The following is a 15,636-nucleotide window of genomic DNA, read 5'->3' on the forward strand; positions in this document are numbered from 1 at the left end:
TCAATTTTCTTTGTCATAAATTTTCCTCCTTAAATTTTTCATAGTATATTATTCCAAAACTACCAACTAATCATACAAAAAAAGATAGTAGGTAGATTTGTTTTTACACAAATCTACCTACTGTCCCGCATACTCCATAAAACATTATAGTTACTTAGTTAAGCGGACTATACTTTCCAAGTGAGGCGTCATGGGAAATAAATCCATTCCCTTTACACACTCTATCTTATAATCACCTTCCAATAGCACCTTCAAATCATTAACCAAAGTCTTTGGATTACAAGAAACATAAATTATTTCTTTAGCATCAAACTTCAACACATAATCCAAGGCTACTGGGTGAACTCCCGGTCTAGGTGGATCTAGAATAATAATATCAGGATTCTCTTTAAGATTTTGAATTACATTTTTCACGTCACCAGCAATAAATTCACAGTTATTTAACCCATTTAACTTAGCATTTTCTTTAGCCGCTTCTACTGCTTCTTCTATTAATTCAACACCAACAACCTTTTTAGCATTTTGCGCTACTATTTGACCAATAGTTCCAGTTCCACAATATAGATCAAAAACAGTTTTATTATCAGCATCTCCCATAAAATCACGCACAATACTATATAGTTTTTCCGCTCCTAATGAATTTGTTTGGAAGAACGAGAAAGGCGATATTTTGAATTTAAGACCTAATATTTCCTCGGTAATATAATCTTCACCATACAATACTCTCACTTCATCTGCTTGAACAGTATCTGATAGAGAATCATTTACTATATGTAAAAGACTCTTTAATTCACCTTTATAATCTAGTGATTTTAATATTTCAGTTATTTCACTCATATCAAAATCTACTTGGGAAGTAGTAACAATACCTATCATTAAGTCACCAGTATTCTTACCTTTTCTTATTAATAAATTTCTCAGATATCCTTCACGAGCCATAATTCTATAGTGTTTTAAATCTTTGCTTCTAAAATAATCTAATACAGTTTTTAATACTAATCTAAAGTCTCCATCAACTATTTTACATTGATCAGCTGTTACTATAGAAAAACTTCTTCCTTTCATATGCATTCCAAGGCAAAGTTCTCCACCCTTTTCCATATCTCCAAAAGAGAATTCCATTTTATTTCTATATTCAAAAACTTCAGGACTTCCATCTACACCTAAGAATTCAAATCCACTTATTTCAGCTTTCTCAAACAACTTCAAAAGTTGATCTTCCTTAAATTCTAATTGTTTTTCATAAGAAATAAATTGATGAGAACACCCGCCACATATTTCAAAAACAGGACATTCCGGTTCTATTTTATAATCTACGTCCTCTAAAATATCATTTAAATTTGCCATTGCATTTCCACTCTTGAATTTTCTAACAAAAGCAGTAACCTTTTGTCCAGGCAACGCACCTTTGATCAATACTTTTTTATTTTCTTTATATGCAACACCAAACCCTGGAAATTCAGTACTTTCTATATCAAGTTCATATACTTTTCGCTTTTTCAATTTTCTCACTCCCGCTTTTCTTAAGATTCACAATGTACTATGGATAGTACACAATTAAGGTAGATATTCGACTTTTCTCAGAAATATCTAAAACATTACAAAAAGAAATTGCATAATTTAGTCTGTCAATTATGCAACTCCCTTTAAATAATTATATCAGTTTTTTGTAGATAAACAAGTAGGTTTATTCAATGCACAATTATACATTGACTAAAATCCCTTTAGTAAGTCCTCTAATTTATCTGTTTTTCTAATCACTTCCACTGAACCATCTTGTCTAATCAATATTTCTGCTGGACGAAGTCTATTATTATAATTTGAACTCATTGCAAACCCATATGCACCTGCATCCAAAACCCCTATGATATCATCTTCAAATATTTCCGGTAATAATCTGTCCTTTGCAATAATGTCTCCACTCTCACAAATATTACCTACTATATTCACTTTTTCAGTTTTTTCTGATACTATTGACGTTCCCCTCATTATTTCAATATCGTGATGTGAATCATAAATTACCGGTCTCTTAAGTACATTGAACCCTAAATCAGTACCTATATATTTAGTATTATAATTATCCTTAATAGAATGAACAGTTCCTAGTAAAATTCCACATTCCGCAACTACAAATCTACCTGGTTCAGTTTTCAACGTAATTTCTTTACCATACTCTTTAACCCATTCCTCAATTACACTGTCTAACTCCTGCCCTAAATCTATTAAATCAAGAGATTCTTCCCCATTCTGTTTTTTATAGGGCACCCCATAACCTCCACCGATATCTACAAATTCTAAATCCTCAAAATTCTTTGCAATTGATAGAATTGATTTTACTCCTTGTATAAATGATGTTTTTTCCATAAACAATGAACCTAAATGTTGATTTATCCCTACCAACTTTAAATTGTAGTTTATTAATATCTCTTTTACTTTATTAATATAATTAGGATCTACACCAAACTTAGTTTTCTTTCCTCCTGTAACTACTTTATCACTATGTCCCACTCCAACACCTGGATTAAATCTAATAGCAACCTTTCCGCCTTTATTTATCTTTCCAAAGAGTTCTAGCTGAGACAAAGAATCTACACTTACGGTTACACCTTTTTCAATAGCATATAACATCTCATCTTTTGATACATTATTACAAACAAAAAAGATTTCCTCAGGCTTAAATCCCGCCTCCATTTGAACGAAAATTTCTCCTGGTGACATAGCATCAACTTTAAGGCCTTCTTCTTTAATTATCTTTAATAAATGTAGATTACTATTTGCCTTTGCAGAATAATTAACTACAAATTTAGGATACTTCACGAGATTTTTTATTTTTCTACATCTATCTCTTAATATCTTTTCATTATAAACATATAATGGACTACCATATTCCTTAACTAAATCCACTGGATTATTCTCTTCATAAAATTTATTCTTTGATGATTCTATAGTAAAAACATTATTCAACATCCCCATACCCCTTTACATCATTGTTATAATTATTATAATGAGATTTTGTCATTCTTAAAAGATACAATTTTTCTAATTTTAATAGGTACAGTTATTTCAGTGAACTATTAACTGAAAAAGGGGGTTTTTATGTTAAATATCACACCAATTATAAATACAAATTCATCTATTCCACTATACATGCAAATATATGAATATATTAAAAATGAAATTGTAAGAGGCAACATTCCATCAGGTAGCAAATTACCTTCTATAAGAGCTTTGTCTGGAGATATGAATGTAAGTAAAAATACTGTTAATAGTGCCTACCAGCAGCTATTAGCCGAAGGTTATATTGTAAGCAAGAACAAGTCAGGCTTTTTTATTCAAAATATAGATAAAGAACTATTAAAAAGGCTTGATGAGAACAATACTCGAATCGAAAAGAATACCCAGCAATTAAAAGAAATTATTAATTATGATTTTAGCAACGGCCAAGTAGATTTAAATTCCTTTCCATTTGCTACTTTCAGAAAAATAATGTCAAAGTCTATATTACCTGAAGAAAAAGATTTACTACTTTATGGAGACCATAAAGGCGATTTAGAACTAAGATCTCAAATTGCTAAATATATTTACCAATCAAGAGGAGTAATTTGTTCACCTCAACAAATTTTAATTGGAGCTGGAACTCAACAATCATTAAGTATACTTTCATTAATTCTATCTAAAATAAGCAAATCAATAGCTTTTGAAGATCCTGGTTACATAGGTGCTAGGTTAGTTTTTCAGCATAATGGATTCTATATTAATCCAATACCTGTCGCTGATGATGGAATTAACTTAGAAATACTAAAAAAATCCAAATCAAAAATTATGTATATTACACCTTCTCATCAATTTCCTCTTGGTACTGTTATGCCCATTTCTAAAAGGTTAGAATTACTAAAATGGGCATCAAATGAAAATGCATTTATTATAGAGGATGATTATGATGGAGAATTTAGATACAAAGGAAAACCCATTCCAGCACTTCAAAGCTTAGACTCTAAAGGCAAAGTTATCTATTTAGGTACATTTTCAAAGTCATTAATGCCTTCTATGCGTATAAGTTATTTAGTATTGCCAGAAAATATTCTTAATATTTATGAAGAGAACTTTAGAATTTATGAACAGCCTGTTCCACGTATTAATCAGAAAGCCCTACAAATTTTTATTCAGGAAGGTCATTGGCACAAACATTTAAAAAAGTGTAGATCAATTTATAAAAAGAAACAAGATACATTAATTAATTCAATAAATAAATATTTTGGAGATAAAGCTAAAATAATAGGTGCTGATTCAGGGCTTCATATTCTAATAAGAGTATCAAACGATATGGATGAATCAGAACTACTAAACTCAGCACGAAATAAAGGTATAAAAGTGAACCCTACATCAATTTATTATATGAATGAGTTCAAAAACAATCCTCCATTAATTTTTATTGGATTTGCAGGAATAAATGTTGAAGACATTCCAAAGGGTATAAATCTACTGAGTAAAACATGGCTCTAAACTTATAGACAAGACTTACTTTATCCTTTAAAATGATAAAGTATGAAAATACCAGTAAACGACTTACATTTTATAAAATGTTATCCTAGACTGTAAACTATCAGCTGATAACTGTAAACTGTCAACTAAAAAAGGGGGTTTTGACTAATATGACAAAAATAATAATATTATGTGTATTCGGCTTCTTAGCAGCTTTTGTTGACTCAATTGCTGGTGGTGGTGGAATTATTTCTTTGCCTGCATATCTTGCAGCAGGTGTTCCTGCTCATTTTGCTCTTGGTACAAATAAATTTGCCGCGAGCTTTGGCTCAATAACATCTTCATTCAATTTTGCTAAATCAGGAAAAGTAAATTTTAATCTTTTGAAATATTTAATACCTTTTACTTTAATCGGCTCAATAATTGGTGTTAAAACAGTACTATTAATAGAAGAAACTTATTTATCATCATTTATATTAATAATGATATTTATTATAGCCATTTATAGCTTATTCAATAAAAATCTAGGTGTAGAAAACAATTTCAAAGGAACTACAAAAATAACTATCTTTCTAGGAATACTAATGGCGTTTTCTTTAGGTTTTTACGATGGTTTCTTTGGACCAGGTACAGGATCATTTTTAATGTTTTTATTTATTAAAATTTTTAGATTTGACTTTACTAATGCTTCTGGAAATGCAAAAATACTTAACTTTGTAAGTAATATAACTTCTCTATTTATGTTCGCTTTGAATGGTCAAATATATTATGCACTTGGCTTACCAGTAGGTATTTCTATGATTCTTGGAGCAAAAGTAGGAAGTGGACTAGCTATTAAAGACGGAGCAAAACTAATAAAACCAATCTTTATAACTATGTCAATTGCAGTAGCGGGGAAATTAATAATTGGGCTAGTTTAAAAAAGGCGTATATAAATACTATAGAAATTGGAGGAAATAAAATGAATAAATTACAATACTATTTCTACTGTTTTATGGTAGGTATAGGATTTATGCTACTATCAGTAATACGAAAGGTAACTCATTATACCTTATTTTTATCAGAGTTTATTCCTCGTGAATTTATATTAAATATAGAGTATTTTTTCTATAATATAGGATATCTATTCATTATACTTTTTGGTATACTTATCTTCATTCAAATTTTAACTATAAAAAAATCTAAAGATAAATAATTATAATCTTCAGATGTTATCAACTGCCAGGGCTTACATTATGTAAGCTTTATTTATATTAAATATCAATAGAATTTCTTAGTGAAGTGACTTTGTAACTGTATATGCTTTTTTGTTTTCAAAAAAGAAAAAAAGTAAGTCAATTGCTGCTGGGTCAACTGCTTACTTTTATACAAAATTTCACACATTTTAATTAGGTCAATTGCCTTTAGGTCAACTGCTTCATGATAGTAGAAATTATGTATTGAGATTTTTACATTATTTACAAATCCCAATCACATAAATAATATACAACATTTTTTAAAGCTTGTCAATATTTTTTAAATAAATATTCCGCATATTAAAATAAAAAATATATTACATTTAGTATATTTACCTTATTTTAGACTAAAATTGGCGCTTTAAATATTTTTAATTTTCAAACAATTTACTCAATTTCGTATTATGTCATATAAATGAGTCATAAATATAGTATTTGTGATACATTATTTCAATTGTGTTTATTACACTTTTTATGGCAAAAGCCCTCTTTTTTCACACAAGTCACCTTATCTGATTCACATTTAGGACATTTGATTTGATTTTTCTCATAATTCATATCAAAAATTTCTCCACATTCAATACATCTCATTTTGCATACATTAAAAGTATATTTTCCCCCAGCAATTCTTATAGCTTTTCCTTCAATTAAAGCTCTTGCGACTTTTTCTCTTGCTTTATCAATTATATTCTGAAAAGTTTGACGTGATACCAACATTTTTTCTGCACATTGTTCTTGATTTAAATTTTCAATATCTTTTAATCTCATTGCTTCAACTTCTTCTACTTTTAAAACTATTTCTTCAATTTCACAGTTTCTTTTATCAGCAGGTACAAAATATGTACTTCCTGGTTGAAATTGAACTCTTCTCCATTTTGTTGGTCTAGGCATTCTCTTTCTCCTTGCATGATTTACATATACCTTGGAAAACTAAATTAGTATCTTTGATTTCTATTTCATATTTCTTCTCTAAACTAATATTTAACCTCAGATAATTATAAATTATTTCTTCATCGTCTATATCAACTATTCTACCACATTTTAAACATTTCATATGAATATGAAGAGATTTTTTACTAAACAATTTCATTTCATAATAATTTACATCATCAATACTCATTTCCTTTATTATATTTAAATCAGTAAGAATTTTCAAGGTTCTATAAACCGTCGCAAGCCCAATATTTTTACTTTTAACTCTATTAAACAGCTCTTCTGCTTTCATATGTTTATTTGAATAAAATAATTCTTTTAAAATTAATCTTCTTTGAAAAGTCATTTTAAAGCCGTTTTTAATTATCATTTGTTCGATTCTTTCTATATCTTTTATTATAATCACCTTCTTATTTAATCTTTGCACTTTATCAATAATAACAAAATTTTAGCTTTATTAAAAGTGTCATATAAATTTTTGATTCTATTTAAAGGTGTTATTTGAATAATAGCCATAAATTGCGAAGAAAATCGCTTCGCAATTTATAGTGACAAGTTACTTTTTACTATCATCATTATTTCGAACAAAATCAAATTTATTAGTGTTGACACACAGTGCCAGTTGATTTGATACTTCCATCAATAACGCCTTTAATAACTGTATCAGGATTTCCTGAAGCGCCAACAACAACTTTTATACCATTCTCTTTGAATAAGTCTTGTGCTGCACCACCCATTCCTCCTGCAACAATCATATCTGCTCCTTGATCATGTAAAAATACTGGTAAGAATCCTGGTCTATGTCCTGGATTATCAACATCTATACTATTTACAACCTTATCTTCATCCACTTCGTAAATCTTAAAAATCTCACAATGTCCAAAGTGTTGACTTACTAATCCATCAGTTACTGCTACTGCTATTTTCATATAAAAAACCTCCTAAGATTCAATCTGATACTTTGTGTCTATTTTTAAATTTTCCCACATACTGCGAATAGCCTTATTAGCACTACTATTTTCATATTCTGTTATCGGTTTTAATTCATTAATTGCTTTCATTACGCTATCGTCATATGGAATCTCGCCAATAATTTTAATATTTTTACTTTTGCAATACTCTTTTATTTCATTAGTTACTTCAGCATTTATGTCCCATTTATTTATACAAACAAATGATTGTACATTAAAATATTCACATACAGAAAGTACTCTCATCATATCTTCTAAACCAGATTTTGTTGGTTCAGTTACAACTAAGGAATAATCTGAATTAGTTATAGAAGATATAACAGCACATCCTATACCAGGAGAACCATCAATTATAGTAATAGTATCTTCATTTTCATATTTCTCAGCATTTCTTCTAACTTCAGTAATTAATTTACCTGAACCATCTGCCCCAATTTCCATTTCTGCTCTAGAAATTATTCCTTTAGATGAATTTGTAACTATTGTTTTAGCTCCAATATCTTCTTTTAGTTCTGCAGCACCTACAGGACAAACAATACTGCATGCACCACACCCTTCACATTTATAAGAATTTATAACAAAATCTTGTATAGCATTGAATCTACATACTTCTACACATTTTCCACATTCAATACATATATCCGAATTTATTTTAGCTGAGTTGCCTGTTACAAAATCTGCTTTACTAATATCTTCACCTTTGTACATGAGATATAAATTTGGTGCATCCACATCACAGTCAGCTTTTATAACATTATGAGCTAATTCTGATAAAGCTACAGCTATAGTAGTTTTTCCAGTTCCTCCTTTTCCACTGATGACAACTAACTCCATGGAATCACCACCTTTATTTCATTTGCTATGTTCTTAAAATACTTTCTATATTTAAAATTATCAGCTAACATTTCACCTTTTGAATAACATCTAGCAATATCTTTTGAATATGGAATAGCACCTAAAACTTTTATATCTTCTTTTTTACAATAATTTCTTATTATATTATTTTCATCAACTTCTTTATTAATAACTACTCCAAATGGAATATTCATTTTTCTACATAAAGAAACTGCTAAATTTAAATCATGTAAAGCAAATTCAGTAGTTTCTGTAACAAGTACAGCCATTTGAGATCTATATAAAATGTTAACTGCATTACATGAAGTTCCAGGTGAACTATCTAATATGTTAATACCTTTATTCACAGTCTCTAAAAGTTTTTCAATTACTGGAACAGCCATTGGCTCACCAATATCTAAAAGACCTCTTTTACATAAAGTTTCTCCTGAGAATCCACTTTCAATAATTCCAGTTTTTCTTTTTTCAAAATTAATAGCATCACTTGGGCAAACAACTTCACAAACACCACAACCATGACATAATTTATCAAATAAAATAACGTCTTTTTTAGTCATAGCCAAAGCATTAAATTTACATGCTTTAGCACATTCACCACATTTAATGCATTTTTCTTTATCAATATCAGGGTATATCACTTCTACATCTTCTCTATGGTTTACTTCAGGCTTTAAAAATATAAAACCATTTGGTTCCTCCACATCACAATCTACATATGTAGCTTCTAAAAGTTTTGCAAGATTTGTAGAAACTGTAGTTTTCCCTGTCCCCCCTTTTCCACTTAAAACAGCTATATTCAATTCGACACGCTCCCTTTCTATTTAGCCATACCTCTATGAGCAGGTCCTGGAGTACTTATCTCTTTTAAATCCCCATTTAAGTAAGCTTCGATAGCTTTTTCTACTGGTTGTTCATCGCATGAAAAGATTTTAACATCTGAACCATCTAATATTTTGTAAGCATTAGGACCAGCAAAACCAGTAATTACTATTTCAACTCCATGATCAACAGCTTGTTGTGCTGCACTAATTCCAGCTCCTTGAGTGGCAGTCACACCTGAATTTTCTTCTACTAAATATTCTCCTGTTTCAGAATTATAGATTTGAAAATATGAACATCTCCCAAATCTTGAGTCTACGTTTGAATTTTTTTCTTTTCCGAATGATGATACTAATATTTTCATAATTTAACACTCCTTATTATTGTTGTTGGCATATGCTATATTTATTATATACCATGTTTTTGTTTTTGGCAAATGCTAATTATCTTTTTTGTTAATTATTTTTTCTTGTTGTATATGAATTTATATATTTTTTCAGGAATTCCATACTTATCAAATGCAGTTATTTCAAGACATTACAGTATTATGTAAAATTTTTGAACTAATTTATAAATTCCATCCTTTAGTGAGTAGAAGAAGCATATATTTAAGAAAATGAATTAGAATTTCTTAGTGAAGTGGAGTGTCTTTGTAGCTATATATGCATTTGTACATTGAAATTTATCAATCATGATTGATAAAACTCATATGTTGTGTTAATATATGACATAAATTAGTACACTGTAAACTGAAACAAAGGGGATTATTCTATGGAAATGAAATTCGAAAAAATTAATGGATCCACTCATTTAATAAAAGGAAATACAAATATTGGGGTTTATATTTTCAAAAACAAATTTGCCTTATTAGTTGATTCTGGTATAGGTGTTACTCACGGAAAAAAAATAGATGGAGTTCTAAAGGAAAAAAATCTTCATCCTAAGTATATTATCAATACTCATAGTCATGAAGATCATTGCGGTGGTAATCCTTATTTTAGAAAGAACTACCCTGGTACTTTAGTTTATACTTCTGAAAAAGAGAAACTCTACATGGAAAATAAAGAGATAAGATCTTTTATAATATGTAATTCAGCACCACTAAAAAGATTTAATAAAGATAGAAAACCTCACAATGTTGATTTTGTATTAGATTATGGTATAAATAAAATCAATGACGAAAAATTTGAAATAATATCTTTAAAAGGGCACTCACATGAACAAATCGGTATAATTACACCAGATAAGGTTTGCTTTTTAGGTGATTGTATCTTTAGTGAAAAGATACTAGAGAAATACTCTTTTCCATATCTGTTTAATATTGAAGATAGCATAAATACCCTAAAATCTTTAGAAGAAATCGATGCAGATTTCTTTGTTATCGCCCATTCTGATATGGTTATTAATAAAGAAGAACTTAAATCTCTAGTAGAGAAAAATTTAGAAAACATTTATAATTATATTGATCAAATCTACGACTTATTAGACCAACCATTAACAAAAGAAGATGTACTTGAAAATATAATCGTTTTAAATGAACTGAAGCTTTCAAAGTTTGATTACTTTTTAAATCTCACATCAGCTTCAGCATTCTTATCATACTTATACAATAACGATAAAATTGACATTTCTTTGGAAGATGGTAAAATGTACTACTTTAAAAAATAGGTTACAGTTAACAGTTTACAGTGAAGGATATCATCCTCAACTGTGCACTATACATAATAAATAAAGGAGAATAACAAAAGAAATGAAATTAGAAAAAATAAACAAAGCCTCGCATATTATTAAATCAAAGACAAATACTGGTGTTTACGTATTTAAAGATAAATCTGCTCTATTAATTGACACCGGGTATGATGAAGCAAATGAAGAGCAAATTAATAATATTCTAAAAGAAAATAATTTGGCACTTAAGCATATAATATCTACACATGCTCATGCTGACCACGAAGCAGGAAACGAGTATTTTAGAAAGCGATATCCAGAGTTATTAATATATACTTCAAAGATAGAAAAAGCTTTTATAGAAAATAAAGATCTTCTTAGTTATGCATTATTTAATTCTGCACCACCTAGAGAGATTTTTAAAGATTATGAATCAGATGTTGTTGATAGTGTTTTAGACATAGGAATAAATGTAATAAACAACGAAGAGTTTAATATTATTTCACTAAAAGGTCATTCCCCTGGTCAAATAGGGGTAGTAACTCCAGATAGAGTTTGTTACCTTGCAGATGGTTTGTATAGCAAAAAAGTATTGGATACATATTTCTTTCCATATACTATTGATATAGCACAGAGTATTGAAACTCTTCACTCTATAAATAATATTGATGCTGATTATTTTGTTCTTTCACATTCAAAAAATATTATACCCAAAGATGAGATCCCATCAGTGGTTGAAAAGAATTTAGAACATATAGACAGATTTTTAGATATAATTTACAACTTTTTGGACCAGCCACTTACTAAAGAGCAAGTTACACAAAAAATAATAATTCCTAACCATCGTCCATTTGGTAGTAAGGATAATCCATTTAGTAATAGGCATTATTTTGTAATTTTCCTCACTGTTTCAGCCTACTTATCTTATTTGTATAACACTGATAAGATTGATATTTATTTAGAGAATGGAATGATGTACTACAAACAAAGATAATTCACAGTGCACAATTCACAATTATGCTGGATTGTGCATTATATATATCATCCAAGAAGTTCATCTATATATACGAAAGGAGATATAATATGAAACGAATAATCAGGCTATTTCTAGTACTTTTATTAACTTTTTCTTTTTCAGCCTGTAGTTCTTCTACGGTAATAGATAACCAGCAAAATTTAAAAGCAACAAGTAATTCAGTATCAGAAACACCAGAAGAAGAATCTTTTAAGTATAATCCATATTGTTTGCCAGAAAACGGAAAAGAATATCTTGGAGATCATTTAAAAGATTTTAATTCTGTTATTACCGCTCTTTTAAATGGTGATACTCAAGTTATACTTGAAACTATTGATTCAAAGAAAGAATTTGAAACTCTTCGTCGTGCTGTTACCATTTTTTATATTCCTAAAAATTCGTTATATGATTATAGGTATTATGACGGAAATGGACCTTTTTCCTTTGATGAAAAGACTAAAACTTTGACAATAGGCTATAGTTATTCAAAAGAAAATCACATAAAAGCAAATGAAGAATTTGCGCAGATTATAGAACAAATTTTCAATGATAATGTAACGGATATAAATAATAAATTCCAAACAGCAAAAGAACTTTATTTATATGTTGTAAATAACACTGAATATGTACTAGACCCAGCAAACTTAGATACCTATGAGGCATTTACATTACACAAAGCTTACTGCCAGACTTATTCTAAATGGAATAAATTATTTAAGACCATTCAATTCACTGATTAAACATAATAAAAGTTTCCTATGCACTAGCGATAAATATAATGACTATTGGAAACAATCAACAAAGTAAGACAACCCTTACAATTAAAGCTCGCCGAAAAATCAAAAGCTTTCGCATTAGCGAAAGCTTTCCTTTACTGTAAACTGAGCACTGTCAACTGTAAACTGTCATAATCTATTCTTCTTCCCAGACCATCCGAGCTAGTGGAAATGGTTTAAGTGCTCTATCAAGTATCCCATGTACATAAGCAATTAAAACACCATAATTAACAATAGGTACCCCAATTTCTTCTGCTTGGCCTATTCTATGCATCATTCCAGTTCTATTAAGCATGCATCCTGCACAGTGAACAATTAATGCATATTCATCTATATTTTCAGGGAAAGACATACCACTTGTGTATTCAAATTCTATTTGCTTACCTGTTATTTGTCTTATCCATCTAGGAATCTTAACACTACCAATATCATCTGACTGTCTATGGTGAGTACAACCTTCAGATACAAGAATTTTATCTCCATCCTTTAATTTTGCAATAGCTTTCGCACCTCTAACTAGTTCAGGTAAATCACCTTTGTTTCTCGCAAGCAAAATTGAGAATGAAGTCATCAAGATATCCTTTGGAGTATCAGCCGATACCTTTAAAAAGGCTTGTGAATCAGTAATTACCATTTTAGGTTTTTTACCTAGATTCTCTAAAGTTTCTCTAAGCTCAAATTCCTTAGTTACAACAGCCATTGCATCACTTTCTAATATATCTCTTATAGTCTGTTGTTGTGGAAGAATTAGTCTTCCCTTTGGAGCTGCTTTATCAATTGGAGTAACAAGCACTACAAAGTCTCCAGGAGAAATCAAATCTCCTACTATTTTAAATTTATCTTCTTCTTCTGGAACTGATTTAGCCAAAGCTTCTTTTAATTCATTTATCCCTTTTTTAGAATTTGCACTAGTTGCAATAACTTTGCATTTAAGTTTTTTCTGCAATTCTTTAATTTCATTCTTTGTGATTTCAGTTAGATCTATTTTGTTTAAAACCACAATAACTGGAACTTTCTTAGCTTTTATCTGCTCTAATATATCCACATCATAATCAGTTACCCCAATAGTTCCATCCATTATTAGTAAAGCTATATCGGTTTTATTAAGTACTTCTATTGTTTTCTTCTTTCTTAATTCTCCTAGCTCACTAATATCATCAAGTCCCGCTGTATCTATTAATACGACTGGCCCTAAAGGCAATAATTCCATTGATTTATATACAGGGTCTGTAGTAGTCCCTTTAACATCTGATACTAAGGCTAATTCTTGACCCGTTACAGCATTTATAATACTTGATTTACCTGCATTAGTTTTTCCGAATAAAGCAATATGCACTCTATTTGCACGAGGTGTTCCATTCAATCCACTCATTTAATTTCCTCCCTTTTTCCCTGGTGTTCCAGCACTAGTAACTCCATACGGATTTAAGATATTTTCTAGTTCTTCTTTTGAAAACAATTCCTCATCTTCTAAAGCTTTCTTAATAGTTTTTCCTTCTTTCATAGCTTTTTTAGCTATTTCCGCTGCTTTGTCATATCCAATATAATTAACAACTGCTGTGATTAATGAAGTAGAGTTTTGTAAATTTTCATTACACTTCTCCACATCTACAGAAATATTATTAATACATTTATCTTTAAATTTATTTACCACACTATCCATAAGTTCTAGTGATTCCAATAAACAGTGAGATATTAATGGTCCAAAAGCATTCAATTGTAGTTGCCCACTATAAGCAGCTGTTGTAATAGCACTATCATTAGCGATAATCTTCATGGAAACTTGAGCAACCATTTCAGGAATAACTGGATTAACTTTACCTGGCATTATAGATGAACCTGCTTGAACTGAAGGTAAAATTATTTCACCAATACCACCTTTAGGCCCTGAGTTCAATAATCTTAAATCATTTGAAATCTTCATAAAATTTACTGCCGCAGATTTCAATAATCCTGACACTTCCACAAATACGTCCATATTTTGAGTAGTATCTATAGGATAATCACTTCTAGCCATTCCAAGCCCTGTCAGCGACTGAATATAATCTGTTACAATATAAATATATTTTTGAGAAGCATTGATACCAGTACCAACTGCAGTCCCTCCAATATTCATCTCTCTAAGTCTTTCTTCAACTTTATATATTCTCCACCTATCTCTAGCTATTGCCTTTGCATATGCTCCAAATTCCTGTCCAACCATTATAGGAACTGCATCCATTAACTGAGTTCTACCTAGCTTAATAATATCCGCAAATTCATTTTCCTTTTCCTGAAGAGTTTCTTGCAACGCTGCAAAACTTTTACTCAACTTTCTTATTAATTTAATAGCTGCTATTCTAAGTGAAGTAGGATAAACATCGTTTGTAGACTGACTTAAATTAACATGCCCAATGGGATGAATAATATCATATCTACCCTTTTCTTCTCCTATTATTTCAAGAGCAATGTTAGCTACAACTTCATTAACATTCATATTAGTAGAAGTTCCTGCTCCCCCTTGATATGGATTAACCCTAAACTCATCATCAAAATGTCCATCCAAGATTTTATCACATGCCTCTACAATAGCGTCTGCAATCTTACTATCCATTTCCTTTAATCTTTTATGAGCCATAGCTGCTGCTTTTTTCACCGTAACCATTGCATATATTAAATTTAAATTTACTGTACTCTTATCTATACTAAAATTTTCTAGTGCCCTTGCAGTATGAATACCATAATATACACTAGAATGAATTCTAAGCTTCCCAAGGGAATCTTTTTCAATTCTATAATTTCCCGATAATTCTCCCATACTTCTTCCTCCGTGAAATCAGCTAAATTTTATACTTCTTTTGCTAATTATAATTTTAACAAATAAGTAGCCCTTCTTCAATCAG

General features: G+C 29.8%; 16 protein-coding genes. 6 read left to right on the top strand and 10 right to left on the bottom strand.

Annotated features, from left to right (window positions below; all coding sequences use genetic code 11):
* Window positions 1–150: 150 nt before the first annotated feature.
* On the bottom strand, window positions 151–1,503 hold the full coding sequence (gene rlmD / locus ACQ3F0_RS12830; protein WP_428865678.1) for a 23S rRNA (uracil(1939)-C(5))-methyltransferase RlmD: 1,353 nt from the start codon (window positions 1,501–1,503) through the stop codon (window positions 151–153).
* 210 nt (window positions 1,504–1,713) lie between these two features.
* Complete coding sequence (lysA, locus tag ACQ3F0_RS12835; RefSeq protein ID WP_428865679.1) at window positions 1,714–2,967, bottom strand: diaminopimelate decarboxylase; 1,254 nt, start codon at window positions 2,965–2,967, stop codon at window positions 1,714–1,716.
* Between the two features lie 129 nt (window positions 2,968–3,096).
* Between lysA and pdxR the strand changes: the two genes are divergently transcribed.
* The 3 genes from pdxR (at window position 3,097) to ACQ3F0_RS12850 (ending at window position 5,677) form a co-directional block, all read left to right on the top strand.
* A complete protein-coding gene (pdxR, locus tag ACQ3F0_RS12840; protein ID WP_428865680.1) occupies window positions 3,097–4,503 on the top strand; it encodes a MocR-like pyridoxine biosynthesis transcription factor PdxR in 1,407 nt (468 codons plus the stop codon).
* Between the two features lie 149 nt (window positions 4,504–4,652).
* Window positions 4,653–5,402, top strand: a complete 750-nt coding sequence (locus ACQ3F0_RS12845) for a TSUP family transporter (protein WP_428865682.1) — start codon at window positions 4,653–4,655, stop codon at window positions 5,400–5,402.
* A 41-nt stretch (window positions 5,403–5,443) separates the two neighbouring features.
* Window positions 5,444–5,677 carry a hypothetical protein gene (locus ACQ3F0_RS12850; protein WP_428865683.1) on the top strand — a complete coding sequence of 78 codons (234 nt, stop codon included), beginning with the start codon at window positions 5,444–5,446 and terminating at the stop codon, window positions 5,675–5,677.
* 490 nt (window positions 5,678–6,167) lie between these two features.
* Here ACQ3F0_RS12850 and ACQ3F0_RS12855 read toward each other — a convergent pair whose 3' ends face one another.
* From ACQ3F0_RS12855 to ACQ3F0_RS12880, 6 genes are all read right to left on the bottom strand, one after another.
* Window positions 6,168–6,608, bottom strand: coding sequence for a DUF134 domain-containing protein (locus ACQ3F0_RS12855; RefSeq protein WP_428865684.1), 441 nt, complete (start codon window positions 6,606–6,608; stop codon window positions 6,168–6,170).
* A complete protein-coding gene (locus tag ACQ3F0_RS12860) occupies window positions 6,601–7,020 on the bottom strand; it encodes a Fur family transcriptional regulator (RefSeq protein ID WP_428865685.1) in 420 nt (139 codons plus the stop codon). Before ACQ3F0_RS12860 ends, ACQ3F0_RS12855 begins: the two co-directional genes overlap by 8 nt.
* Window positions 7,021–7,249: 229 nt before the next feature.
* On the bottom strand, window positions 7,250–7,579 hold the full coding sequence (locus tag ACQ3F0_RS12865; RefSeq protein WP_428865686.1) for a NifB/NifX family molybdenum-iron cluster-binding protein: 330 nt from the start codon (window positions 7,577–7,579) through the stop codon (window positions 7,250–7,252).
* Window positions 7,580–7,591: 12 nt separating this feature from the next.
* On the bottom strand, window positions 7,592–8,455 hold the full coding sequence (locus ACQ3F0_RS12870) for an ATP-binding protein (RefSeq protein ID WP_428865687.1): 864 nt from the start codon (window positions 8,453–8,455) through the stop codon (window positions 7,592–7,594).
* Window positions 8,446–9,276 (bottom strand): P-loop NTPase, encoded by an 831-nt coding sequence (locus tag ACQ3F0_RS12875; protein ID WP_428865689.1) that lies wholly within the window; start codon window positions 9,274–9,276, stop codon window positions 8,446–8,448. The genes ACQ3F0_RS12870 and ACQ3F0_RS12875 overlap by 10 nt, the downstream gene beginning before the upstream one ends.
* Before the next feature lie 17 nt (window positions 9,277–9,293).
* Window positions 9,294–9,659: a NifB/NifX family molybdenum-iron cluster-binding protein gene (locus tag ACQ3F0_RS12880; RefSeq protein ID WP_428865690.1), complete on the bottom strand. Its 366-nt coding sequence runs from the start codon at window positions 9,657–9,659 to the stop codon at window positions 9,294–9,296.
* A gap of 413 nt (window positions 9,660–10,072) precedes the next feature.
* Between ACQ3F0_RS12880 and ACQ3F0_RS12885 the strand changes: the two genes are divergently transcribed.
* The 3 genes from ACQ3F0_RS12885 to ACQ3F0_RS12895 all read left to right on the top strand — a co-directional run bounded on the left by ACQ3F0_RS12885 (window position 10,073) and on the right by ACQ3F0_RS12895 (window position 12,718).
* On the top strand, window positions 10,073–10,963 hold the full coding sequence (locus ACQ3F0_RS12885; protein ID WP_428865889.1) for an MBL fold metallo-hydrolase: 891 nt from the start codon (window positions 10,073–10,075) through the stop codon (window positions 10,961–10,963).
* A gap of 82 nt (window positions 10,964–11,045) precedes the next feature.
* Window positions 11,046–11,957, top strand: a complete 912-nt coding sequence (locus ACQ3F0_RS12890; protein WP_428865691.1) for an MBL fold metallo-hydrolase — start codon at window positions 11,046–11,048, stop codon at window positions 11,955–11,957.
* Between the two features lie 89 nt (window positions 11,958–12,046).
* The gene (locus ACQ3F0_RS12895; RefSeq protein WP_428865692.1) at window positions 12,047–12,718 is read left to right on the top strand and encodes a hypothetical protein; all 672 of its coding nucleotides are present in this window, start codon (window positions 12,047–12,049) and stop codon (window positions 12,716–12,718) included.
* Between the two features lie 172 nt (window positions 12,719–12,890).
* Here the strand turns inward: ACQ3F0_RS12895 and hydF are convergent, their stop codons facing one another.
* Complete coding sequence (gene hydF / locus ACQ3F0_RS12900; protein ID WP_428865693.1) at window positions 12,891–14,126, bottom strand: [FeFe] hydrogenase H-cluster maturation GTPase HydF; 1,236 nt, start codon at window positions 14,124–14,126, stop codon at window positions 12,891–12,893.
* A complete protein-coding gene (locus ACQ3F0_RS12905) occupies window positions 14,127–15,551 on the bottom strand; it encodes an aspartate ammonia-lyase (protein WP_428865694.1) in 1,425 nt (474 codons plus the stop codon).
* Between the last annotated feature and the right edge of the window lie 85 nt (window positions 15,552–15,636).

Origin of the sequence: Clostridium sediminicola (genome assembly GCF_050402865.1) — a bacterium.
GTDB lineage: Bacteria > Bacillota > Clostridia > Clostridiales > Clostridiaceae > Clostridium_AF > Clostridium_AF sediminicola.